Origin of the sequence: Anaerocolumna sp. AGMB13020 (assembly GCF_033100115.1) — a bacterium.
GTDB lineage: Bacteria > Bacillota > Clostridia > Lachnospirales > Lachnospiraceae > Anaerocolumna.
Genome location: NZ_CP136910.1, coordinates 3,739,596 through 3,764,047, shown reverse-complemented (window position 1 = coordinate 3,764,047; position 24,452 = coordinate 3,739,596). Strand labels below are relative to the sequence as shown.

The following is a 24,452-nucleotide window of genomic DNA, read 5'->3' as shown; positions in this document are numbered from 1 at the left end:
ATTCCTTTCTCTTATTTATTCTTATACTGCCTTCCAGGCACCCTCGGTTTCAGATGCTATGGTATGGTGTATTGGTCAATAAAGTTTCCAATATGCTTTACTGTGGTATTGTCAGAGTTCATTTATTAATCTTTCTGATTTCTGATACCTTTCATAGTTATCCTTGAACATCTTTATGACTTTTCTGGTGACATTCTTGGATATGGCAGAGCTGTGGGGTGTAAGTATTACATTCTCCAGCTTCCAAAGCGGATTGCTTACCGGAAGGGGTTCTTCATGAAATACATCAAGAAGGGCTCCTTTGATCTTTTTCTCCTGAAGCACCCTGATCAAAGCCTCCTCATCTACCGTATCCCCCCTTGCTATATTTACAAAAACGGCATCTTCTTTCATAAGAGCAAATTCTTCTTCTCCCATCAGATGGTAAGTATCCGTGTTAAGCGGTACCGCCATGACTACAAAATCTGCCAAAGGCAATAAACTTCTTAAGTCTCCAAAATCATGTATTTCATCGAAATGCTCCAATTTCTGCACGGTTCTCTTAATCCCCAGTACCTTCATATCAAAAGCTTTGGCTTTTCTGCCGATTTCCGCCCCGATATGTCCGGCTCCGATAATGCATAGGGTCTTCTGGTCAAGATCTTCACCGGATATGGGTGTTCTCCAATGCTTTTCCTGCTTAAGGGGCAGGTATTTATCCAGATTGTGATTCATGTAGAGCAGTCCTCCTAAAACGTACTCTGCTATGGTAACTGCGTGAACACCGCTGGTATTAGTTACAAGTATCCCCCGCTCTTTCAACGCTTCCACCGGAAGCTTCTCAACTCCAGCACTTACGCTGAATACCCATCTCAGTTTAACAGCCTGGGATAACATGTCCGGCTCCAGCGGGATGCTGTTATACCCACCTCCAACTGTTATTATAATATCAGCCTCCGGCAGATATCTTAAGACTTCCTCTCTATTGGTACAGATTTTCACCTTTTCCCCGGTAATATCTTCTACTGCATTAATATAGGCATTTCTCTTGTAAATCAAAGATAATATCATGTTTTATCCCCCTTTGCATTTTACTGGGTCTGCCCGCAAGAAACGCTTACGTCAGCCATACACCTGATAAGGTACCTGGTCTCTGATATAATAGGGCAAGAAGCCGCTTAAGACAGGTAAATCCTGCCTTTTACGGCTTCTCTTTATACTATATTTAACTTAAGTAAGACCTGTTAAAAATAAAGCTTAGTAAGCTCATCAACAATATTCTTCATGCAACCGTCTCTGAAGGGAGAATTCAGTCCGACTTTGTTTAACATCGGCTCATAGAAGTCTTTCGCAGACAGCTTGCATAATTCCAAATAGCTTTCCCAGGCTTTGTTATAATCCTGGTCCATCTTGATACGGTACTGAAGAGCACAGGTCTGTGCAAGACAGTAATCAATATAATAAAAAGGACTTGAATAGATATGCTGCTGTTTCTGCCAGAAGCCGCCCTTTGAGAAGAAGGCATCATTTTCATAATCCATATGAGGTCTGTACTCTTTTTCAAGCTTCGCCCATACTGCTTTTCTTTCATCAGGAGTCATATCCGGATTCTCGTAGACAATGTGCTGGAATTCATCTACCATACATCCGTAAGGGATGAAGATAATAGAATCCTCCAGATGCATTTTCCTGTAATCTGCTGCTCGGTCTCCAAAGAACATTTCCATGTATTTGTCAGTAAAGAATTCCATTGCCATGGAATGGATTTCAGCTGTCTCCATGGTAATATCCCTATGCTCTTCAATCTCATAATCTCTTGTTACATATCCCTGGAAAGCGTGACCGCACTCATGGGTAATAACATCAATGTCAGAGCTGGTTCCGTTAAAATTAGCAAATATAAACGGAGACTTATAATCCGGCAGGAAGGTCATGTAACCGCCGGCTTGTTTGTTCTTACGGCCAAAAACATCAAATAGTTCATTTTCATACATAAATTCAAAGAATTCTTTTGTTTCCGGTGAGAGGTCACTGTACATCTCCTTACCGCTTAATAGAATCTCCTCCGGTGTACCAACCGGTGCCGGATTTCCGTTATTGAAATACATCTCATTATCATAATATTTTAGAGAATCAAGACCAAGTCTTTCTTTGCGCAGTTCATGTACTTTTGTAGCAAATGGCACAAAGATTTCCTTTACCTGGTCACGGAAGTTCTTTACCATATCTCTGTCATAGCTGTTTCTGTTCATACGGTAATAAGCAAGTTCTGTGTAATCCTTATAGCCCATTAACTTAGCTTGCTCTGTACGGTTCTTAACCTGTTTGTCATAAATCTCGTCCAGTTCTTTGCTGTTATCCGAGAAGAATGCAGAGAGTTTGCTCCAGGCTTCTTTTCTTACATTTCTATCAGAGTCGGTCAGATATTTTCTTAATAAAGATATGTTACACTCTTCCCCGTTAAAATCAATCTTTGCACTTGCTATCAGCTTCTGATAAGTGGTTACCAGGTTATTCTCCTCCTGCATCAGAGGAATCAGCTTCTCGTCGAAGGACTTTAACTGGAGCTCGATATTCTTAAAAGCAACCTTGCCAATTTTCTCTTCCATAAACGGCCTGAAAGGAGATTCAAAGAGCACTTTTGAATACTGGGATAATAAATCCTGCAGTTCCGGCATTTTCTCATCATAATAATCATTTTCTTTTTCATAAAATTCATCAACGGTATTGCCGGAATGTCTGATGCTGCAAAGTACCATCTGAGTTGTTACCTTATCGATAAGATCATATGCTTTCTTATGGATCTCGAATTGTTCTTCACCGCTTTTTGCTTCTTTTTGTTCCTTTATCAACTCACCATAGGCTTGTTTCACTTCATCCATGTCTACACGCTTATATAGCATGTCTTTAAATTTCATATGTTTAACCTCCATTATTGAATTGCTTTTATTTATTTATTGTTTATTATATCTTAACCAAATTAACTATATTCTGTCAATGTTAGAATATGATAGAAATTATTATTGAAGGACCTGTTATCTTGAAACAGTGTTTCGGCAAGAAGCCTCCTGGCTGTCTGACACACACCGACGAAAGACATCCCACGTCTTTCAGCCGGTGCATTACAGGAATGCCGGGAGGCTCCTTACCGTTTTGCATTTATTCTATGGCAAATTATTTCCTCCGCATTCACTACCTTTCGCCGGACATCCATGACAATTGCTGCAGCCATGGCTTTCCTGCCAGAGTCTGTCTGCTACCGGTTCCCAGTTATCTGCTGCAGGAATACATTTCTCTGTCAGGCTCCTTACCTCCTCCGGCTTTTTAATATCTGTGGATTTCGCTCCTGATTTCTCCACCATTTCAGCAAGTCTTCCCTGATTATCAAGCAGGGGACATGGCCGCAGGTAATTCGAACTAAAAGGCTGGTTCTTGTGGTATTCCATGAATAAAGGAGATTTTAAAGCTTCTAAAAGAGATTTCTGATATACATTGCTGTCCGAATAATGGATAAAAGCACAGGGTTCAATATCGCCGTTGGCATTAATGTGCAAATATCTTCTTCCTCCCGCAATGCATCCCTTCACATATTCTCCGTCGTTCCAGAAATCCATTGTAAAAATAGGCTTACTGTTTCTGAATTTTCTAATCTGATGATACATCAACTCCCGCTGCTCTGCTGTTGCTATCAATTCAGTTACAGCATCAGCACCTACCGGCATATAAGTAAAGAACCAGGCAAATTTCGCTCCGTTTTTTATCATATCATCAAAATATTCCTCACTGGCAATTACTTCCGTATTCTTGCTAGTGTAACAGCAGGATATTCCAAAGGGGAGTTTCTTTTCTTTTAAGATTTCCATAGCCCTCTTAACAGAATTATAAGTGCCGGCTCCTCTTCTGAAATCTGTTTCCTGCTCAAAACCTTCCACACTGATTGCGGGGACAAAATTCTTTACCCGAAGCATTTCCTCTGCAAATTCATTATCAATGAGGGTTCCGTTGGTGAAAGCCAGAAACGCGCAATCCGGATGTTTTTCACATAGTCTGATAATATCTTTTTTTCTTACCAGCGGCTCTCCTCCGGAATAAATATAAAAACAAATCCCCAATTCCTTTCCCTGGCTAATGATGCTGTCCAGGGTCTCGAAATTCATGTTCAGCTTATTACCGTATTCTGCTGCCCAGCAGCCGATACAATTTAGATTACAGCCGGAAGTCGGGTCTAAAAGGATTGCCCAGGGTACATTGCAATTGTGTTCCTTTCTTGCTTTGTTCTGGCGTTTTCCTCCAAAGAAAACAGCGTGTATGATAAAGTTCTCAAACAGTCTTTTCCTGACTCCATCATCAATATCGCTATAAAGGCTTTTAGCCAATGTGTACCAGTTGCTGTCTTTTCTGTCCATATAGGCTTTGATGGTTCGTGCCTGACTGCCGACATATCTGCCGTCCTTATCAATTTTAATCAGCCAGTTTAAAATTCTTGGTATATTCTTCTCCGGATTGGAATCTAAAAAAGTTAAAATTCTTTTTAATCCAAAGGTCTGTAGCTTTTCAACGATACTTTTTCTACTCATGACAACCCTTATGCCTTGACTTTATGTCATTATATGCATCTGGGGTGCAGAAATTTACCGCAAATCTGCCATTTGCCGATAGAAAACCTTACCAGGGCAGTACATTGCCTTCATTATCCACAAATATTCCCGCACTGCCAGATGTTAAGGAGGCAAATAGTTTTATAAGCTTATCCGCTGTTTCATAAGGATCCAGATCAGCATTCGGGCCTCCCATGTCGGTTCTCATCCAGCCGGGTTGAACAGCATAAACTGGAATCTTATCTTCTTTCAGATAGTTGGACAAAAGCTTTACAGCCATATTAAGGGCCGCCTTTGACATACAGTAATCAAATTCCTTCACACGTTTTGCCATACCGATACTGCCGCTTTCCGAAGAGATATTATAGATCACAGCACCGTCGCTCTTCTTTAAGAGCGGAAGAAATGCCTTAACAACTCTTAAGGGTCCAACAGCGTTAATATTATAGACAGGCAGACAATCATCCAAATCGGTCTCTTCCAAAATATCAAAAGAACTGTCAGCATGAATGGCAGCACTGTTTATAAGGATGTCTACATGGTCTGTCAGCTTTTTTACAGCAGCTGCTGCTTCATTTACAGAAGCCGTACTGTCTACTTCCAGTGTAATGAGTGCAAGATTCTCGTCATATATTTCTTTTAAAGCAAGCAGTTCTTCCTTATTTCCCTGTCTGGTTCCTGCAAAGACCTTATTACCGGTCTCCAGATATCTTTTCGCCAGGAAGAAGCCAAGTCCCCTGGTCGCACCTGTTATTAGTACATTCATATAACGACCTCCTTCTGTTTTGCTTATTATAATTGGTAGAAGAGCATTTTGTCCAGTAAGGACCGAAGCTGATATAACTTTCTACATCAAATGGCTAAGATTCTTTAGGAAGCTTTTCCTCTTGGGATACTGTAAAAAATACAAAGAGGGGCTAATCATGAATAACGAAAGAAGCCCCATTGCTTTACCCTCACACAAGTAAAAGCAATAGGACTACAGCTTGCAGCAAGCTTTTGACAGCAACAACAGTTTCTATTACATGGATAAATCTTTCAGTTCAGATAACAATGCCATATCAGAAGCTGTAAGTTTAACATTCGAGCTTATATTCTCCCCGTTAGGTGTGGTAACGATTATTTCAATTACTGTTCCCTCCTGCAACCCCTTATTCTGAATAGCTTCTATAAATTTCGGGAACTTGGGATGATTACCGGTAAAGGTTTCCCAGGCTTTCTTTAATTTCATAAGTTTCATCGGATTCATCATAATTATTATTCTCCTTCTGGTAAAATAGCGGACAAAGCCCTTGTCTATTACTATTTATAAATCTATTGCTTTGAAAAAGCAATGACAATTATACCAGCAACCAAATTTATTATCTACAGGGCCTCTTTCCCTTATTCCTTTTCACGTTCTAATTGGCATATGTTATAATCGATTAAGCATACAACTGTAATCATATGGAATAATCTTCGTTCTAATTCGCATATGTTATAATCGATTCCAGCTCCATACTCCCTTTTAAGACCTTAAGGGTTAGTACCGTGTGCTCTTTTTCCCTGAGAGCCATCACTTCTGACAACCTATAATCACCTGTACCGGTTATCTCAACCAGATGAAGCCTTTCTCCATCCTGCAGCACTTCAAAGACAACCTCTTCTGTGTTATGAAAGGATAACTCGATCTTTGTTCCTTCCTTTGCATTATTCAGAGAATAGTTTGCAAATTCATCCGCTTTCAAGGCGAGAACCAACCGTTGAAAACCACAGTCAAAAACAAATTTCCTTTTGTAGTCTTTCTGTTTTTCGACTATCTGCATTCCTGTACCCAATCGGTAGCGGAAGATATTCTCCTCTTCCCTTAAGCCGGAATAAGAAATTCCTTTTCCAGGCAGCTCATCAAAATCAGTGCCTCTTATAATACAGCCTGGTTCCCGCTGAACTGCTGCAGATACTCGTTTGTCAAGCTTGCAGTTCTCAAATAGCATGTTATGTAAATATTCTTCTAGTATTTCTCTTGCTTTCTCATATCCCGGGTGTTTTCCGCCTTCTGTATAAGCAAGCAAAAGCTCCCAGTCCTTTGGCATCACCACGGAGCAAGGAGAATTGCTACACTCCATTTTCTTCCAAGGCCAAATATTATATCCTATTCCAAGCTCCTCTGCTAAAGGATACATGGCAGTAAACCATTCAATGGTATTTTCACCGGTCTCACCCAGCCAGAGCGGTGCCTCCCACCTTTTGGATAGCTGTATAAAATCTCTATAGCAAGCTATATCCGGCATACAAGCATACCGATGGAAATGGATAATCATTTTGGGATCGTATTTTTTGCAGAACACCTCCGTCGATGTTGCCCAGTGGTGTCCTTCGATACTGATTATATGCTTTTGATCCACTTTTCTGATTTCCTCGATTGCTTTTTCATAAAATTCGCATAATCTTGGTACCAGATACTCCAGCTCCGTATCCCTCTCTGTTCTCTTTGGTCGGAGGGGCTCATTTAGCAGATCATAACCACCCACAATCCATCTGTCAGCATATCTTTCGGCCAGGCGTTTCCATAACTGAATCCCCTTTTCAAAACAATCATCATCCAGAAGAAGCCTTGGCATATCATCAAGACTGTCATCAATATTAGCACCGGTTTGTCCTCCCGGCGCGCCGTGAAGATCGATAAAGGCATAGAGTTCATATTTTTCACACCAGTTTATCACTCTGTCCAGAAGCTCAAAACCCTCCTCCACCCATCTGAGTCCAATATCTTCTTTTAAAAAAAGTCTGGAATTTATTGGTATTCGAACTGAATTGTATCCCAGTTCTTTCATATAGCTGATATCTGCTTCGGTTATGTAATTATCTCTGAAACGTTTCCAGAAGGATTCTGCGTATTCCGAACCAGTAAGTTCTGTTATTACAGCTTCTATTCTCCTTGGCCTGTCAAAGCGCTCATTTGATCTGGCTTTCCACATATAGCCTTCACAAAGCAGCCAATTACCCAGCCCCCAGCCTTTTAATATCACCGTCTCTCTCTCTTCATTTATTATTCTTGTACCCTCTGTATCCAAAAATCCCTTCACTTCATTTTTCCTCATTGTAATCCTCCAATCTTTCTGCTGATTTACTTACTTCGTTATTTTACTATTTGATATTATTTTATTAGGCTTTATAAACTTATTGAAAACGTTTTTATTTATTTTATCACACAAAGTACCTTATATCAACATTTCAGATGTTCTTTTTATGTAATTTGCACAATTTTCGTTTTCGGACCATCCATATCTATGAAAGAGTTTTATTAATGTGGTTTTATGCTTCTGCTAAAATAATACCCTGTGTTTCGAAATTTTGTGTTTCTTCGCTGCAATAGAAAAAACTGCTGTCCTTTTTTAAAGACAGCAGTTTATCTATTCTATATATCAGCCTTTTCGTTTTCGTACACACTCTGCGAGAAGATATTCAATCTGGCCGTTTATTGAACGGTAATCATCTTCTGCCCAGGCAGCCAGCTCATTCCACAGCGAGGGTGATAATCTTAGTAAAATCTGTTTTTTAGATTTTTCCTTGTCCTTGAGAACCTTTTCCTTCTGGAGTACTTCCTGTTCCATTTCTTTTATTTTTTCAAGCCTCTTCTTAAGCTCCTCTTCTTTGTGTGTTACATTATCTCCCACCAACCTACTTATGTTATTCTCATTTATATCTCCCATTCTGATACCTTTCTAAAGAATTAGTAAATGGAGCCGCTGTTTACTATTGGCTGTGCATCTTTGTTACCGCAAAGCACTACCAGCAGATTACTTACCATAGCAGCTTTTCTCTCATCATCCAGTATAACAATTTCTTCCTGTCCCAACTGATCGATTGCCATCTTTACCATACTGACTGCACCTTCAACAATTTTCTGCCTTGCAGCAATAACTGCAACAGCCTGCTGTCTCTGGAGCATGGCAGCAGCAATTTCTTCTGAATAGGAAAGGTGGGTAATTCTTACTTCTTTGATTTCAAGACCTGCTTCACTGACTCTCTGCTGTAATTCAACCCTCATACTATCCGCGATTTCCTGGCTGCTGCCTCTAAGGGTCTTCTCATCCGCATCATTTTCCATGGTATCGTAAGGATATAATCTTGCTACATTACGAATTGTAGAATCACATTGAATTGCTAAAAAGGTATTATAGTTATCAACGTTAAATACTGCTTTTGTAGGGTCAGCAACTCTCCAGATTACAACAGCACCAATGATAATAGGATTACCAAGTACATCATTTACTTTTTGTCTTTCGTTACTAAAGGTTAATGTCTTTGTAGATATCTTCTTTCCAGCGGTCTGCTGTGCCGCTACAGCAGTCGTTGCAGCACCATAGGCCGCAGGTACTGCTGCACTGGCTGTTGCAGATTTCGCAGGGTTAATTGCTCCTGCAAAGGGGTTGGTATAATAGAAGCCTTCTTTTTTAATCGTACCATAGTATTTACCAAACAGTGTTAATACCAGTGCTTCATTCGGATTGAGTATGTGGAATCCATTTAACATAATAGACAGTACTACTACCAATAAAATGCCCCCGGTTAACAGGACTGCACCTATTACGTTATCATCTTTGCTAAGTGAAATGGCTCCGGCAACGATAGCCCAAACCGAAACGCCAAAACCTATGAGTACAAGAAGGAGTATAAGTCCTCCACCTAAAGGTTTTATTTCTTTCTCTTCAATGTTGTTTAATTTGAAACCAGCTTCATTATCCATACGAGTTCCTCCATTTGAAATATTAATGTGATATCAATATGATATCATAATAGCATCATAATGTATTTCTGTCAATATATAGAACGGAAAATTTATGAAAGAAATTCACTATATTATCTGGGTTTTTTAAATAATTTTAATTTTTTCAAAAAAGAAGTATTTTTTGCTTGACTTTTGGACAAAAAGTAGTAAAATAAATACGTTGGCTTTGCAGTTGTGGCGGAATTGGCATACGCGCTAGATTCAGGTTCTAGTCCGCTTAACGTGGGTAGGGGTTCAAGTCCCCTCAACTGCATTAATGAAAAAATCAAGGGTTCCGGAGTTTATCAAAACTCCGGAACCCTTGATTTTTTGTACATAGAATGCAACGAGGAAAAGATAAGTAATATATATCACATATTCTTTCTATCAGTAGCTTGGCGAACACAAAAGGATACTTCTTCATTATAAAAATTGCATCGTGTTTTGCTCATTTCGTAACGTTAATTTGCTTAACAGGAAACCATAATTCAATGTAACCATATTCCATATCCCCACCATATATCTCAAAATTTGCTCCAGCAACTCTTTCATAGTTGGCAGTAGGTAGCCATTCTGAGTAGAATCTTTTTTGAAGATTTCTCAAAACTCCATTGAAATCTTCATCCCACTTAAATTTTTCAGATGGAAATATAGCATATGTCTGTGAGGGTATATGTTGAATTATATAACTATCTGTTTTAGAACTTTCCGAAACAAAGGCACATAACATATATGGGAAAGTATTCCCTTCTGTTTTTCGGTAATTTTCAACACCATGGATCTTACATAAATCCGGTGAAATAAATTTTGGTAAATCCCCTGATGCATTAAATAAACTTTCGTAATCACCATTTTGATGTGATTGCTGCCATAATTCAGCTGGGCCTACAAAACCATCTTCTCCTGATAAAGATACAACTGTTTCGATTCCAAAAACATCAAAAGCTTCTTTCGTTTCAATTCTGTAATTCATTTCTTTCTCTCCTTTAATTGAAATTTGGAAGGAGATTTTGGAATAAGCTTTCAATTCGACGCCTGATTGTTTAGCTTCACTAGGTGTAATGCCATGGATATTGGTAAAAGCTCTGGAAAAAGAAACCGGAGAGTCATACCCATATTTCAAAGCTACATCTATTACTTTAGCATTAGAATTTTGTAATTCTAATGCCGCTTGTGTTAAGCGTCTTCTTCGTATATATTCGGCTAATGGCACATCAGTAATAAAAGAGAACATTCTTTGAAAATTATATGATGAACAACAAGCTTTTTGGGCTACTATCGAAAAATCAATATCCTCCGTTAGATTATTTTCAATATAGTTAAGAGCCTCATTCATTTTCGTTAACCATTCCATATAATCCCCTCCTTTCAATTAAAGTATAACATTATCGAATTTCTTAATGGCAACTTTTTATGCACAGTTTCATTCAGTATAATAGAAATATTCTGCTACACCTTTGATTTATAGTGAATTCATTATACTATATTGAAGTTAGATTACCAACCATATATTGATATACTTAACTATCCTTAGATTATAAAACGTCAATTTTGATTCCATCTCTTTATAAGCCTTTCTAAAATATTAGGTATCGTTTTGAAGATGATACGAGATCCAACATTATAACTAAAAATCTGCATGTAAATAAACGTTTAATGATGGAACGTATGGGAACTTCTACAAAATATAACATTACCAATGCTAATGGTATCTCCCTACCTGAAAGATGATGTGAATGCACTCTTGCTTTTCACTAATTTAAAGGACAGTTTTGCGAAATACTTTCCACAAAACTGTCCTTCGTAAATTTAAGTATAGGATTCAACTCTTAATTATTTATGTTCCCAACCGGATACTGTTCTTCCAACTGATTATATCTCTCACCCAAAATAATAATATCAATACGCCTGTTCTTTTTCCTGCCTGCTTCTGTATCGTTATCGGCAACAGGTTTGTTTTCACCATATCCTACTGCTACTATTTTTTTAGTCGATATACCGCATTCGGAAACAAACAAACGTACTACTCTTGATGCTCTGGCTGTTGATAATTCCCAGTTTGAGGGATATACGCTGGTTACAATAGGACGGCTGTCCGTATGCCCCTCAACACGTATATGATTATTCACCTTATTGATTAAATTTCCTATCTTAATCAGGGATTCCTGATATTGAGGTTTTATTTCTGCACTGCCGGAATCAAAAAGAATAGCATTGTTAAGCGTAATAACAAGACCACGCTGATCTATACTGGTTGATATGGAATCTTCCATCTCCGCCTCTTCAAAATCATGATCCAGATTATCTTTTAATTCTTCCATATTATCCAATTCATCTTCCCCAAGATACTGTTCCAGCTCTTCTCTTGAGACTCCGGTGTTTTCCTGACCGGATTCTCCTCCCTGGGTTGTTCCGTCAGGGTTGACAATTGGCTTTATAACAGAATCTCCTTTATAAGGAATGGCAGACTGTTCCTGGGTCATCATACCTTGAAAGGCTTCTGCCAATGCATCCGCTTTGGACTGGTTAATCTTACTAACAGCAAATAAAACAATAAAAACAGCCAATAACAGCGTCATCAGATCTGAATACGGAAGGAGCCAGGCTTCTCCGCCTTCTTCTTCCCCGTGGTGTTTATGTTTTTTCTTCCTAGCCATATAGCCCGCCTCCTTATTCCAGATTTAACTCCTCAAGAATTTTCTCCTGCTTACTATATGGAAGTACAGATAATAATTTTTCCTGTACCATCATGGGAGACTCACCCTTTTGTAAGGATAAGATTCCTTCAATAGCCATATTCTTGAGTAAAGCTTCTTGCTGGCTCTTTACTCTCAATTTCTTTGCAAATGGGTTCCATAATACATATCCAGTAAAGATACCAAGAATCGTAGCGATAAAAGCAGCGGATATGGCTTCTGCCATTGCATCTGTATCATTAATATGTGACATGGCCGCAATCAGACCAAATACAGCACCTAAAACTCCCAAGGTCGGCGCATACATACCTGCCGAAGAGAAAATACTTGCATTTAACTCATGTCTGGCTTCCATGGCCGTTATTTCGGAATCAAGGATATCAACGATCAATTCCTGATCCATACCATCTATGACCAGTCTAAGACCCTTTTTGATAAAAGGATCTTCTATCTCACTTATTTTACCTTCCAGGGCCAAAAGTCCCTCTTTTCTAGCTACATTGGACAATTCTACAATTAATTTGATGATTTCTACTTCCGTCATTCCCTTTTTCTTCGTGAAGAGAATTTTAAACAGTGCTCCTAAACTTTTAAGGTTGCTCCCCGGAAAGGAATTCAATATTGTAGCAACTGTACCAACGATAATTACGAAGAACGCTGCAGGATTTAATAAAACTGCGAAGTTGATATGTTTAAATATCATCGCTCCTATTACGGCTATAAATCCTATTATTATACCTAAAATTGTCGTTATTTCCATTAGGCTTGGCCCACCTTCCGTTTATTAACATTCTTATGTGCTGAGATTCTTTTTTTGTCGAAAATTGTTAAAGAGCCTCATCATGTATTCTAAATCTCGTATCAGATACCTGTCTAATATAAATTTCTTATACCCTCATATTAATTACTTATGTTGTTGTCCCATACATTGTCAGCCACCTCCAAGAAATATTTTAAACAGGGATTTTCATTAAATCTATTATATACCACACTCATATCGATATATTGAAGCTGCCCTTCTATAGGTATTTTGACTACCTCCAGGCTGTTAATTTCACAGCATTCCGGCACTAAAGCAATTCCCTGGTTCATTCCCACATAGATGTTCATGATATCCTTATCCTCTACATTCGTAATTTTAGCTGGCATGATCCCAATTTCATTAAAAAAAGCAAGCAAATGCTCCTTACTTTTCTCCATACCAATAAAATTTAATACGATACAGTTCTGTGAGGATATTTCTTCTCCTGTAAGGATTTCTTTCCCGGAAAGCGGATTGCTTTTATGAACCAGAGCATATGCCTTGCATTGTGCAAAATTCAAATATCCGATTTCATTATGATCTATAAATTCATACGGTATTGTCAGGGTACAGTCATACTCCCTATTTAATAAATCGGCAGTAATTGCACTTACCTTAACTCTTTTAAAAATAACACTTATATTGGGGTACTTTTTATTTAATTTTTCTACTAGTTCTATTAAATAGGAAGTCTCATCCCAACCGGTAACTCCAATTCTTAAGGTTCCTGAAAAATTATGTGAGATATCACGGCATTTATCTACAGTATATGTGAATTCATTGAGAAGTTTGATACCATCTTTATAGAGTGCCTGTCCTGCCTCCGTAAGCCTGAACTGCTTTGTACTCCTGTCAATCAACTCAAACCCCAGATCCTGTTCCAGCGATTTTATCTGCTGGCTGATTGCAGGTTGGGCTACATGGCATTTCTGCGCTGCTTTTGTAAAGCTTTTATCTTTTGCGACTGCAATAAAATATTCCAGTTTTATTAAATTCATTAATGTTCTTCCTCCGTTAATGGTTCTGCGGACATTGTATTGCAAAATTAACGTTCCTGTCATATCAATGATAACACATTGACATAACGAAATAAATACACTCTCTGCCTATTCCGCTACAATTCCTATATTATTTTCCTCGGTTCTGGTGAGTTAGGTTCGATATTAATCTTCTTACTTCATTGCTTTATATCGGATTAGCTGAATTTAGAACTATCTGGCGATATGTACGTTTCAATATATCATTCAATATAACTTTACCCAAAATTATTCTTGTATAAATATATCGTTTTATAACATAAAGGTGATAGCTTTTCTCTAAATTTTTTAGAAAAGCTGTCACCCATTGTTTGTCCCTCTCATTGTTTATTTATCTCATAATCTTATTACAATTCCTATTTTATATTAAACCAAAGCACAGGATGTACAGTGAACTCTTCTGAAGATACCAGATAACCATAGTCCATTACTGTCCCTTTCTCTGTCATAAACGCCGCGCTGTTTTGTGAATAGCCAGGGGAACGCAGCCAGCTGCTATTTTTAAAGCCTTTTAGAAAAGCCTGATACTCCTTAGCTTCCGTGGCACTTAGCAGAAAGATAGAATCCAGGGTATTGTTTCCTCCGTCAGTTCCATACATCGATTTGCTGTTTTCTATATTATTTTGAAGTATATTATCCCTTTCACTCTCTGAAAAGGTCTGAAGCAGAAATTCCTCATTCAGGAACTGGCGAAGTGAGGAATTTTCCCAGGTTATCGAAACATCTTCTGTATTGTATGCTCTTTTTTCCAGTGCAACTTTCTTTATAAGCAAGGCCTTATCTTCTGCTTTATTCAAGAGAATCCAGTTATAACCACCTATCATAACGGTATTACCGGGTTCCCCATTTCGCAGTATCCGCTTGATCATGGATACTTCCATCTCTTCACTGTCCTTATAATTATCTGCGGAAGAAAATGCTTTGGCTGCACCTTTGTAATCCTCTTCCTTATACAGTTTCTGTCCAATCATATATTGACTTTTCTTCCATTTTGCTTCGCTGTCCTTATAATCGCCTAATTTATCATATACCTTCGCTGCCGCCGGATAAGCTCTCAAAAGCATAAGAGTATTTGCCGCATAATATCTGCTGAAAGGAAGAAGAGAAATCAAAACCAAAATTAAGATACCTGCTATTATACTAATTTTTTGAACCAGGTTCTTCTTTATACTTTTATTTTCAATCCTTGTACTTAATTCTTCGCATTGTACTGCCAGTGTATCGGCATTCATATAACCACTGGCTTTTTTAAACCCCTCTGCTGCCGTCTTATACTCAGCTACACTCCTTGCTTTCTCCATGCTCAACTGTGCTTTTTCATATGCCAGTTTTTTTAATTCCTTCTCAGTCTCCTGGGCCAGCTGTCTGCTTTTCTCAGCATAAGCTTCCGATTCCTGAAAATTTTTCAGCTCTGCAAACTGTTCTGCAATATTCTTATACATTTCAACCTTTGATGCAGTTATTGTCATACACTGAGTGCTTTGCATCAGATTGATCAATTCCTCATATATTTGGTCTGTATCTTTCTCAATTACCTTTGGTTTTTCTTTTTTCATATACGAAACCCATTCTATATTAGCTGAGCTGTCATGAGAACACTATTGTCAGTCATAGAAATTATAACCCTACAATAAATGTACTTAAGTTCAGCTGAATATTGTCCTTTTACTCAATTTTAGTCGATGAATTTATCAACTCTTTTTTTCTGTTAATCATTATTTTCTTTTCATAAGAAGCAATACTTAAGTATTGCTCAGACTGTATACATATTAATTTTTGAATTGGATTATGCAAAAACAGATTATTTATACAGACTAAAGGCACGAGTGTTTCTGTGTGCCTTTCGTAAATCTATGTTATTAAATTGAAACTTATCTTTTATTTTTTAACCATTGAACAATGTCTTCTTCTACCCCATAATTTAAAATATAATCTACAACATTCTGTTTTTCTATAATTTTACTACAGAACTTTTCATCTAGTCCATTTAGTATATCAACCATTGATATTCTTGATAATGAATTAATTGATTTCAGTAATTTTGTATCTTCCATCTTCCTTTGCGCATCTTGAATAGGATAACCTGTTACAATAAAATCCACTGCTTTACTTGTCAGCAATAGCCCTATTTCTACTGATATTTCAACATATGAATATATTTCTTTTTCCTCTTCAAAGCACCCAAAATTAACTACCTCATCTGGCATTCGCCGTCTCCTTTGTTAAGTCATATAGAATCTTATTCTTAGATGTTTGAGAACTTGCTTGTATTACTCCTATTTTCACAATGAAAATCTCCTCCACAAATTCAAATTTATTAAAAGATACCATGAGAAAGGATAAAAATATAGTATTGATTATTTATTACACATATATTTAATGCTTCTTTTAATAATGGGCTTTGTCTACAGTCTAAGCAATACTTTATTTTAGCAGTTTTTTTCACATGCAATCGTTTATCACATGCAATCCTCTATCTCAAGCAGTTGTTTAATCTCAAGTAATCTATATACTGTCTGAAGCATACATTTAACATTCTTGACCATTAGCAGTAGGATTACTCAGAATATGATTACTAATCATATAAATGAGATAATATAGAAACTTAATTACTTATTAAGTACTTGATTTTTTTAATGATAAAATATATAGGCAGATATCGTTCCATCTCTTAATCCCTTTATAAATCCTTTCTATTTCCTATTTCCTACCTCCTTTCCTGGGTCGTAACGTATTTAAAGATGAATTTCTATCTATAAAGCATTTTATTTCTTCACTTCTGTTATCTCTGAAAATTTCACTCAGAAATCTATCTGACTTTGGTTCATGTTATTTTACAGCTGTATTATACTCCTTCTTTACATTTAATTCAATTTACTCTCTGACTATTTGTTCATATATATTATGTATTTTCATGTTCCTACCCTGATATAGGTATTGTTTTTGAGCTTAACAGGTACAAAGAAACCAAATATTATTACCATCAACCAGGTACATAAAATATAGGGTATGATTCCAAAGAATCATACCCTATAAGCCTTAATACTATTACTTTACAAGATGAACTAACCTGTCATAGTGTAGAAGCCCTGTCTATACGGTGATTATACCGGGGTTCAAGTACATTATGCACATCCTGTTAACAGCTGTAAACCTGAATTGTTAACAGAAGATTATCTAACTTTCTTCCACTCTTCATACTGAGCCTGAGCTTCTTTTAAGATATCCTGGAATCCGGCACCATCAAGAGCTTTCTGGTATTCAGCAATTACACCAGGTACTTCTTTCGGACTAATTCCTCCATTTTCAAGTGTAAAGCCGAACTCATTGAATATCTGCTGGCAAGCAACATATTTTGCATCTACATTTGATTTGTCAAATCTGAAACCATTGGCAATGGAGCTCTTAGCACCATCATTGAAAGTAGTATACATTTCAACCTTATTATCCGGTTCACCTACTTCAAGAGAAAGAGCAGTTACAGATGTTGATTCCCAAGCGCTGTGGTTGTATAAACCAGCATCTGTCTTCTTAACTTTGCCATCTTCTCTTGTATAATCTGTACCTTCAATACCAAAGGTGTAAAGATCAGCTAAAGTAGTGTCTGTATATAAGAGTCCTAAGAATTTAAGGCAGGCATCTACTTCTGCATCTGTACAGGTAGAAGCGATTGCATAGGTGGAACCTAAGGTTGTATTGGACTGTTTCCAGTTATCTGTAATCTTAACCATCTCTACGTCCTGTTTGTAACGTGTACTGGCTTCAGCATTATTAGGAACATCTGTCCACCAGGAAATTCCCCAATCCTGTGTCTGTGTAGTAGTATCTGTTGTGGCTTTTGTTACATCGTCTTCACTGATGTATCCTTTTGCAGCCCAGTCACCCATTAAAGTAGCAAATTCTGCGTACTCAGGTGATGCAAGTGTATTTACTACCGCATCCTGATCTTTGTCTACAGCAATAAAGCTATCCTGGCTGAAGAAATCAAATTTGTTCAGGTAGTAACGGAAGAACATAGCTGTTTTCTGTGTAAGGTAAGGATATTTCAGACCTTCTGCTTTTAAATCCTCAAGCATGGGCTCGATATCTTTTAGAGTCTTAACAGTTGATAAATCCCAACCATATTTGGTTACCAGATCTTTACGGAACATCAGGTTATAGCCTTCTGCTGACTCTTTGTAACAAGGTATAAAGTAATTCTTTCCGTTGTATGCAGAGGATCCCCATACCCATTCAGGAATTGCCTTGTAGATATCAAAGTTGGGAAGCTTCTCTGTGAGATCATATACAGCACCTTGCTTTACAAGATCATCGGTTCTGATGGTTTCAATCCAGTTAGCGGTCCAAAGAAGGTCGATTTCGCTATTTGCCAGTGCAAGATTCGCTCTGTCTTTGTATTCACTGTTACTGATATCATTGAGTTCGATCTGAACATTGATCTTATCCCCTATGTAAGCATTGATAGCATCCTGAACAGCCTTAACCTGTTTGGTATCCGGTGCTCCAATATTAAAGCTGTCTCTGTATACAGAGATTGTAGTCATAGCAGTATCACTAGTATTATCACCGCTGCTGTCCGGTGTGGTTTCTGCAGCTGTTGCGGTCGGCTCATTCTTACCGCTGTCGGATGTGGTTTTTGTATTATTGCTACCGCATCCGGTTGCAGTTAACATTGCTGCTGCTAATGTTACTGCAAGAATCTTTTTCCCTAATTCCTTGATTTTTAACATATTTTCCTCCCTTAATAATTAATATATTTCAAGATGCTTGGCATCATGAAAATCAACCTTTTACAGAACCAACTGTAAGACCCTTGACGAAATACTTCTGGAAGAATGGATAAACAATCATAATAGGTCCGACTACGGTAATCACGGTAGCCATAATACAGGAGTACTGTGGAACATTCTGCTGCATTGCAAGCATTGCAGAACCTGTGACATTTTTATTATTTAATAAGAACTCTATACTTCTTTGGATACGCACCAATAAAAGCTGCAGCGGCGTTTTGCTTTCACTTGTTATGTACAGCAATGCATTCTGCCAGTCATTCCAGTAAGCTGTTGCCATCATAAAGCCCACGGATGCAAGAGCCGGTTTCATCAAAGGCAGTACAATCTGGAAGAAGGTTCTGTATTCACTGGCACCATCTATACGGGCAGATTCCATAAGCTCATCAGGAATACTCATCTGTATGTAGGTTCTTAAAATAATAACATTCATGGTCGTAACCATTAGCGGCAGAATAAGCAGCCAGATACTGTCTTTCATATGGTATACTGTAGTAAAGATGATATAACTGGCAAGCTGACCGCCTGAGAACAACATAGGTATCATAACAAAAATAGACAGTGCTCTTCTTAAACGAAAATCCCTTCTGCTCAAGCCGTAACTCAGCAGACTCATTACCAGCAGTCCCAGAAGAGTTCCTACCACCGTAATAAAAATTGTCGCTCCGTAAGAAACAGCCAACTGGGAACCGTATTTAAATACATAACGGAAACCTTCCAGGGATAATTTTTGCGGGAAATAGCTAAAACCGTTTGAAACAATACTCTTTTCATCTGAAAACGCGATTACAAATACTAATATGATAGGCAACAGACAGAATAAGGTGTATATACCTAATAGCACTCCCAGTATATATTGTCCTGCTCCGGCCTTTTTTTTCTTAACTTGAATGCGAACTTTATTATCTATATTGGATTTCGCTGCTATAGTACTCATTTACTTCCCTCCAAATTCAATCTAGAACAATGCATTTTCCGGTGCCGCCTTACGTACAATTCCATTAGCCACCAGTATCATCACGAGACCGATGATGGATTGATAAAAGGTTGTTGCTGCCGTAAACCCAAAGTCAGGTGTTGTTAAGATAGCATTTAAGATATAGGAATCAATAACCTGCGTGGTCTCATACAGGATACCGCTGTTCCTGGTCACCTGATAGAAAAGACCTGTATCAGAACGCATGACTCCACCGACACCTAGTAAGAGCATAATTGTTATCATAGGGACAAGGGATGGCAGTGTTATATTCCAGATCTGTTTCCACTTATTAGCACCATCAATCTGTGCTGCCTCATACATCTCCTGATCGATACCTGCTAAAACGGACATATAAAGTACCGAGCCGTAACCTACAGAACTCCATATTTTAACAGTTGTTAGGATAAATGGCCAGTATTTGGCACTTGTATACCAGCGAACTGTATCGTTACCCATAAAGTCTATAATATTATTTACCATTCCGTTATTGCTGAAAAATGCATATACAATAAACTGTACTGCAGCAAAAGAAATGAATACCGGTATAATCATAATACTCTGAAATGCCTTACCCATACGCTTGAATACAAATTGATCAATTCCAATCGCCAGTACGATATTCAATGTAGTACCGATTACCGTAAATACTGCATAATACATCAGTGTATTTCTGGTCATCCTGGTAAAGGTATTTCCGGAAGCCAGCAGGAATTGAAAATTATCCAGGTTAACCCACGGACTGCCCCAAATTCCCAGACTGTAATCAAACTTCTTAAAGGCCATTACCAGACCCACCATCGGCATATAGCTGAATAAAAATAATACCAGAATTGCAGGTAAGCACATAACAAGATGAGCTTTATGCTTCCACGTATTATGTAAAAAATCTTTCATTTTCTTTCCCCCTTATGTAATTTTAAATTGTCATAAACTTTCTTAGCCTTCTTGCTTGTTACTAATTATCCTTTCCTTCCTTTCTTTCATCATTTCCTTCCTTAAGGTTACTTACAGAATTACCGGGTAATACCTTCCCTCCAATAATCACTTGTTCAATAATAGCTGCCTTAGGATTTTCTATCAGTGCGATGAGTTTCTCAGCTGCTATTCTTCCGAGAGCTCCGGTATCCTGTTTTAAGGTTGTTAACTTAGGAACCAATACCTGGGATAAGGTAATTCCATCATAACCGGCAATTGAAATATCTTCCGGTATTCGAAGTCCGGCTTCTTTGATTGCATTAATTCCCCCGATACAGGAGAAGTCATCTGAAAATACGATGCAAGTCGGTCTATCCTTAAGCTGCAGCAACTCCTTGGTCAATACTGCAGTCGTGTCCGGATCATGGTAAATACCACTCTTAACATATTCATCCGGTACTGTTATACCAAGTTCACCGAGGGTCTTATAAAAACTTCCCACCCGGTTCTGGGTTACAGAAGAATTGGCTCCGTGTATATAAGCAATCTTGCTGTGTCCCATTTCATAAATGTATGTAATTAAATCCTTCATCCCATTTACATTGTCTGAAACGATTGCGGTCCGGTTATCAAATACATGATCAATGGTAACTACCGGAAGTTCTCCGTTAATCAACTCCGCAACCTGGGGATCGGTAAAACGGATACATGCAATAACTACTCCGTCAACCCCCCGGTATTTGCTATGTTCATAATAGGTCATATTCATACGGCCTGTGTGTCGGCTGATAAACGTTATGTCATAGCCTTTCCTCTCAGCTTCCTGCTTAAAGCTATCCAAAACATTGGCAAAGTACTCATGAGTCAGACCACTCTGAGCCTCATCTACAAACAGAACTCCAAGATTATAAGTCCGGTTTGTCTTTAATGCTCTGGCAGAGGAATTCGGAAAGTAATCCATTTCTTTCGCAATTCTTATTATGTTTTCTTTTGTAGCAGCTGATATATCCTTATGATTATTTAATGCTTTACTGACAGTTGCTACAGATACCCCACATCGTGTTGAAATGTCTTTTATAGAAACCAATGTCTAAGCTCCTTACTATAAAGTCCCCTTATTTTCTTAAACGTTTTCTTAACTTGGACAAAAAAATAATGCTTATTTTATCAGTGTTATATCTTTTCTATTTGTGTAATGTGACACTCTAACTAAATTATTATAGGTAATTATAAACAAAACATTATGTATACTTCTCTCTTTTTTCTCCTCTGTTGTATTTTTACATTTGTATCATATACCTTTTTACTATAATTTGCAAGTATTTTTTAAAAAAATACATTAATTACTCAAACGTTTTCGTTAAACCTCTGAAAATGTGCATTTTTCATACTACGAACTAGCATTTACAGGCATTGGCATAGATGTTTTAGACAAAATTCGTCACTATATCCAGAGCAGTATGTCCGAAAACCTTCCTCTCCCGCAACATAAAAAAGACCTCGATTGCTCGAGGTCCTTGTGCATGTTGTAGCATTTATTTCTTTTATCCTAACTTCATTTTAACTGAGTATGAACCAGAAGTGCTGCTGCCATCTTTTGTAACCTTTAAATAATAGGTTCCCTTCGGCAATTTCTGGCTTTTACCTGTGCTTACATATGGCACACCTGAGTCTTCCGTAGTATACTCATCAACGTATAACTTACCGAAAAGCTCGCTGTCAGAGTCATAGAAAGATAAGCTTATATCACCTGATACGTCACCGGTTAATATAAGTTCAACCGCCTGGTCTTTTGTTAAAGTAATCTTATACCAGTCTTCTTTTCCTTTTTTGTCCGTTGTAAGTATCAGTCCTTTTGATGCAGTACCCATCTTTAGGGAAGCCGCTTTTGCTTTTGATGTGCCACTTTTGTCTGTAATAGCTGTAAACTTATATTTGAGCGCGTAATAGGAGTCACTGCCGTTAGATAACTTAATATAATAGGTTCCCTTTGCCAATCCGGCAACAGTGCCAGAGGCTAAGGAGCTTCCTTTTGATACTAGCTTCATCTTACCTTTTACTTTTTGATAGATATCCACATCTATGTAGCAGTCATTTCCATTTGCAAAAGTTGTATATATATTTACGGTTCCGGCGCTTTTTAGGGTAATGGTATAATAGTTGCTATCGTTACTGCTCAATAGTGTAACTGTCTTACTCTTACCGCTTGTTAACACATCGTCATCAGCAGAATAGATATCGGCTGCGATTGTGTAATCGATATCATATTCTTCAAAGGTCTGAATCGTTGTATAATATGTACCTGCCTTAGGGATAGCCATTCCAAACGTTTTTACCACATCGGAGGAAGCATCAACACTTGCATAACCAATGCAGTCTGTAAGCGCTTCATCTGTATACACACTTATGGAAACTATGTCTGAATTGTTCCCCTGGTAATGAAAACGTAACAAACCAGAACAGTCTGTTGTGACTTTAACTACTGAACCCCTGACATAACCATCATCGCCCTCCGCTAATAATTTACCGGTATAAGCATTTTTTGTTACGTCTTCTTTTCCCGTTTTAATTGTGACAGCTTTAATCTGACCATCTGCTGCCTTAGCATAATTGACATTGACAGTAATACCCACCAGAATTACTGCCAATAAGAAAACATACTTGAATACATTTATCAATTTTTTAGTCTTCATTCTACTCCCTTTCAAATTATACGCATTTGAAACAACTACCAGAAGATAAGCCAGAGCCCAGCTTTATGCAAGTATGATCTGACTTAATTTCCAGCTGGCTACTAACCTGCACTATTATATAGTATTTAAATTCACAAATAGTGTCAATAAATTGTTAATTTATTGTCATACCATGTTGAAACATAATATCACGTTATCCGCTATTTTTCACCATTTTTCCAGCAAAAAATTTTTTTATGACCAGAAATCAGCGAATGTCGCTTTTTTGCAAAATAATATATTTACGACATATCTACTCCCTTTGTTAAGATTAGTTACATAAATACTTTTTCTCACGAAAATTGTTGAATATCCGCGAGAAATAAGTTATCATTCATTCTTATAGGAATAATATATTTACTCAGGCAGCAAAGGAGTTTATCTATGACTGCGGCACTTATACCGGCGAATGGAATGAAAAAACCATTGCTACTAAAAAAATCAGCCTTGCAGGACAAAGGCCTTAAACTTTACTCATACTGGAAACTGAATGACGGTTTTATCACAGCACCTGCCGATACTGCTGTTCATATTGCTTTTGTTATAGAGGGTTACGGTCATTATGGTAATCTCAAAGTAAAAGCAGGTGATGTTGTAGCTTTTGGCCTGAATATACAGCCAAATTACTTAAAAGCTTATAATATTGCAATGTTTATCATAGACTTGGATTTTACATTATTTTATTCTATTACGGGCTTAAAGCCGGCTATATGCAGGAATGCTATATTACTGGACTCTAAAAATCCTTTTTACCGATTAGGTCAGATACTCTTTCCTCATCCTGTAAAGCACTGGATTCCTAATATAGAAAACTTTATCTTACATACGTTAGCAAAGCAGAACCATTACTTGAACAATACCATGCTGCGCGTATCCTTTGCAACCAAAGAAATCGATAATGAACGTGATTTCTCTGCAATTGCAGCAGAGCTTACCATATCCTACAGGCAGCTGCAGCGGGATTTCCTGTCTGTACTCGGTCTTTCTTTAAAAGAGTACCAGTCTATACGCCGCTTCTACCGAGCTGCCCACAGACTAAAAAAAGAAAGCATTCTTGAAGTCGCCCAAAACAGCGGATACTGCAATCAATCTCACATGAACAAAGAATTCAGGAGTAAATCCGGCTGGACTCCCAAGGAGGTCAGCAAGCATTGCTATTATTAAATAAGCTCAT

At 37.8% G+C, this 24,452-nt stretch carries 20 protein-coding genes and 1 tRNA gene; 2 read left to right on the top strand and 19 right to left on the bottom strand.

All coding sequences use genetic code 11. From position 1 onward, the window contains the following. Positions 1-111: 111 nt before the first annotated feature. From R2R35_RS15610 to R2R35_RS15575, 8 genes are all read right to left on the bottom strand, one after another. The gene (locus tag R2R35_RS15610) at positions 112-1,050 is read right to left on the bottom strand and encodes a D-2-hydroxyacid dehydrogenase (RefSeq protein ID WP_317730758.1); all 939 of its coding nucleotides are present in this window, start codon (positions 1,048-1,050) and stop codon (positions 112-114) included. A gap of 173 nt (positions 1,051-1,223) precedes the next feature. Continuing rightward, positions 1,224-2,897 (bottom strand): M3 family oligoendopeptidase, encoded by a 1,674-nt coding sequence (locus tag R2R35_RS15605; protein ID WP_317730757.1) that lies wholly within the window; start codon positions 2,895-2,897, stop codon positions 1,224-1,226. Positions 2,898-3,143: 246 nt separating this feature from the next. Continuing rightward, complete coding sequence (locus R2R35_RS15600) at positions 3,144-4,556, bottom strand: radical SAM protein (protein WP_317730756.1); 1,413 nt, start codon at positions 4,554-4,556, stop codon at positions 3,144-3,146. Between the two features lie 88 nt (positions 4,557-4,644). Next, on the bottom strand, positions 4,645-5,343 hold the full coding sequence (locus R2R35_RS15595) for an SDR family oxidoreductase (RefSeq protein WP_317730755.1): 699 nt from the start codon (positions 5,341-5,343) through the stop codon (positions 4,645-4,647). Between the two features lie 255 nt (positions 5,344-5,598). Continuing rightward, entirely contained in the window at positions 5,599-5,829 is a 231-nt protein-coding gene (locus R2R35_RS15590) for a hypothetical protein (protein ID WP_317730754.1), read from the bottom strand. 211 nt (positions 5,830-6,040) lie between these two features. Further along, entirely contained in the window at positions 6,041-7,657 is a 1,617-nt protein-coding gene (locus R2R35_RS15585; RefSeq protein ID WP_317730752.1) for a glycoside hydrolase family 5 protein, read from the bottom strand. A 324-nt stretch (positions 7,658-7,981) separates the two neighbouring features. Further along, positions 7,982-8,170: an Arc family DNA-binding protein gene (locus R2R35_RS15580; RefSeq protein ID WP_317734802.1), complete on the bottom strand. Its 189-nt coding sequence runs from the start codon at positions 8,168-8,170 to the stop codon at positions 7,982-7,984. A gap of 119 nt (positions 8,171-8,289) precedes the next feature. After that, positions 8,290-9,306: an SPFH domain-containing protein gene (locus R2R35_RS15575; protein ID WP_317730751.1), complete on the bottom strand. Its 1,017-nt coding sequence runs from the start codon at positions 9,304-9,306 to the stop codon at positions 8,290-8,292. A 210-nt stretch (positions 9,307-9,516) separates the two neighbouring features. Here R2R35_RS15575 and R2R35_RS15570 point away from each other — a divergent pair. Next, positions 9,517-9,601: transfer RNA gene (locus R2R35_RS15570), tRNA-Leu, on the top strand. 174 nt (positions 9,602-9,775) lie between these two features. Here the strand turns inward: R2R35_RS15570 and R2R35_RS15565 are convergent. The 11 genes from R2R35_RS15565 to R2R35_RS15515 all read right to left on the bottom strand — a co-directional run bounded on the left by R2R35_RS15565 (position 9,776) and on the right by R2R35_RS15515 (position 23,239). Next, on the bottom strand, positions 9,776-10,681 hold the full coding sequence (locus R2R35_RS15565; RefSeq protein WP_317730750.1) for an AraC family transcriptional regulator: 906 nt from the start codon (positions 10,679-10,681) through the stop codon (positions 9,776-9,778). A 475-nt stretch (positions 10,682-11,156) separates the two neighbouring features. Continuing rightward, entirely contained in the window at positions 11,157-11,984 is an 828-nt protein-coding gene (locus R2R35_RS15560; protein ID WP_317730749.1) for a flagellar motor protein MotB, read from the bottom strand. A gap of 13 nt (positions 11,985-11,997) precedes the next feature. After that, positions 11,998-12,783 carry a flagellar motor stator protein MotA gene (gene motA / locus R2R35_RS15555; protein ID WP_317730748.1) on the bottom strand — a complete coding sequence of 262 codons (786 nt, stop codon included), beginning with the start codon at positions 12,781-12,783 and terminating at the stop codon, positions 11,998-12,000. Positions 12,784-12,923: 140 nt separating this feature from the next. Then, complete coding sequence (locus R2R35_RS15550) at positions 12,924-13,823, bottom strand: LysR family transcriptional regulator (protein ID WP_317730747.1); 900 nt, start codon at positions 13,821-13,823, stop codon at positions 12,924-12,926. A gap of 395 nt (positions 13,824-14,218) precedes the next feature. After that, positions 14,219-15,418 (bottom strand): DUF6273 domain-containing protein, encoded by a 1,200-nt coding sequence (locus R2R35_RS15545; protein ID WP_317730746.1) that lies wholly within the window; start codon positions 15,416-15,418, stop codon positions 14,219-14,221. A gap of 315 nt (positions 15,419-15,733) precedes the next feature. Further along, the gene (locus R2R35_RS15540) at positions 15,734-16,069 is read right to left on the bottom strand and encodes a hypothetical protein (RefSeq protein WP_317730745.1); all 336 of its coding nucleotides are present in this window, start codon (positions 16,067-16,069) and stop codon (positions 15,734-15,736) included. 966 nt (positions 16,070-17,035) lie between these two features. Then, positions 17,036-18,592 (bottom strand): ABC transporter substrate-binding protein, encoded by a 1,557-nt coding sequence (locus R2R35_RS15535; protein ID WP_317730744.1) that lies wholly within the window; start codon positions 18,590-18,592, stop codon positions 17,036-17,038. A gap of 52 nt (positions 18,593-18,644) precedes the next feature. After that, entirely contained in the window at positions 18,645-19,589 is a 945-nt protein-coding gene (locus R2R35_RS15530; RefSeq protein ID WP_317730742.1) for a carbohydrate ABC transporter permease, read from the bottom strand. Between the two features lie 21 nt (positions 19,590-19,610). Then, positions 19,611-20,525: an ABC transporter permease gene (locus tag R2R35_RS15525; RefSeq protein ID WP_317730741.1), complete on the bottom strand. Its 915-nt coding sequence runs from the start codon at positions 20,523-20,525 to the stop codon at positions 19,611-19,613. Positions 20,526-20,586: 61 nt separating this feature from the next. Continuing rightward, positions 20,587-21,633, bottom strand: a complete 1,047-nt coding sequence (locus R2R35_RS15520; protein WP_317730740.1) for a LacI family DNA-binding transcriptional regulator — start codon at positions 21,631-21,633, stop codon at positions 20,587-20,589. Between the two features lie 457 nt (positions 21,634-22,090). Then, positions 22,091-23,239: a hypothetical protein gene (locus tag R2R35_RS15515; protein WP_317730739.1), complete on the bottom strand. Its 1,149-nt coding sequence runs from the start codon at positions 23,237-23,239 to the stop codon at positions 22,091-22,093. A 423-nt stretch (positions 23,240-23,662) separates the two neighbouring features. Here R2R35_RS15515 and R2R35_RS15510 point away from each other — a divergent pair, with 423 nt between their 5' ends. Then, positions 23,663-24,442, top strand: coding sequence for a helix-turn-helix domain-containing protein (locus R2R35_RS15510; protein WP_317730738.1), 780 nt, complete (start codon positions 23,663-23,665; stop codon positions 24,440-24,442). Positions 24,443-24,452: the final 10 nt, after the last annotated feature.

Excerpts from the sequence above, each read along its gene's own strand:
- R2R35_RS15610 (WP_317730758.1), bottom strand. The coding sequence starts at position 1,050 with ATGATATTATCTTTGATTTACAAGAGAAATGCCTATATTAATGCAGTA.
- R2R35_RS15605 (WP_317730757.1), bottom strand. The coding sequence starts at position 2,897 with ATGAAATTTAAAGACATGCTATATAAGCGTGTAGACATGGATGAAGTG.
- R2R35_RS15600 (WP_317730756.1), bottom strand. The coding sequence starts at position 4,556 with ATGAGTAGAAAAAGTATCGTTGAAAAGCTACAGACCTTTGGATTAAAA.
- R2R35_RS15595 (WP_317730755.1), bottom strand. The coding sequence starts at position 5,343 with ATGAATGTACTAATAACAGGTGCGACCAGGGGACTTGGCTTCTTCCTG.
- R2R35_RS15590 (WP_317730754.1), bottom strand. The coding sequence starts at position 5,829 with ATGATGAATCCGATGAAACTTATGAAATTAAAGAAAGCCTGGGAAACC.
- R2R35_RS15585 (WP_317730752.1), bottom strand. The coding sequence starts at position 7,657 with ATGAGGAAAAATGAAGTGAAGGGATTTTTGGATACAGAGGGTACAAGA.
- R2R35_RS15580 (WP_317734802.1), bottom strand. The coding sequence starts at position 8,170 with ATGGAACAGGAAGTACTCCAGAAGGAAAAGGTTCTCAAGGACAAGGAA.
- R2R35_RS15575 (WP_317730751.1), bottom strand. The coding sequence starts at position 9,306 with ATGGATAATGAAGCTGGTTTCAAATTAAACAACATTGAAGAGAAAGAA.
- R2R35_RS15565 (WP_317730750.1), bottom strand. The coding sequence starts at position 10,681 with ATGGAATGGTTAACGAAAATGAATGAGGCTCTTAACTATATTGAAAAT.
- R2R35_RS15560 (WP_317730749.1), bottom strand. The coding sequence starts at position 11,984 with ATGGCTAGGAAGAAAAAACATAAACACCACGGGGAAGAAGAAGGCGGA.
- motA (WP_317730748.1), bottom strand. The coding sequence starts at position 12,783 with ATGGAAATAACGACAATTTTAGGTATAATAATAGGATTTATAGCCGTA.
- R2R35_RS15550 (WP_317730747.1), bottom strand. The coding sequence starts at position 13,823 with ATGAATTTAATAAAACTGGAATATTTTATTGCAGTCGCAAAAGATAAA.
- R2R35_RS15545 (WP_317730746.1), bottom strand. The coding sequence starts at position 15,418 with ATGAAAAAAGAAAAACCAAAGGTAATTGAGAAAGATACAGACCAAATA.
- R2R35_RS15540 (WP_317730745.1), bottom strand. The coding sequence starts at position 16,069 with ATGCCAGATGAGGTAGTTAATTTTGGGTGCTTTGAAGAGGAAAAAGAA.
- R2R35_RS15535 (WP_317730744.1), bottom strand. The coding sequence starts at position 18,592 with ATGTTAAAAATCAAGGAATTAGGGAAAAAGATTCTTGCAGTAACATTA.
- R2R35_RS15530 (WP_317730742.1), bottom strand. The coding sequence starts at position 19,589 with ATGAGTACTATAGCAGCGAAATCCAATATAGATAATAAAGTTCGCATT.
- R2R35_RS15525 (WP_317730741.1), bottom strand. The coding sequence starts at position 20,525 with ATGAAAGATTTTTTACATAATACGTGGAAGCATAAAGCTCATCTTGTT.
- R2R35_RS15515 (WP_317730739.1), bottom strand. The coding sequence starts at position 23,239 with ATGAAGACTAAAAAATTGATAAATGTATTCAAGTATGTTTTCTTATTG.
- R2R35_RS15510 (WP_317730738.1), top strand. The coding sequence starts at position 23,663 with ATGACTGCGGCACTTATACCGGCGAATGGAATGAAAAAACCATTGCTA.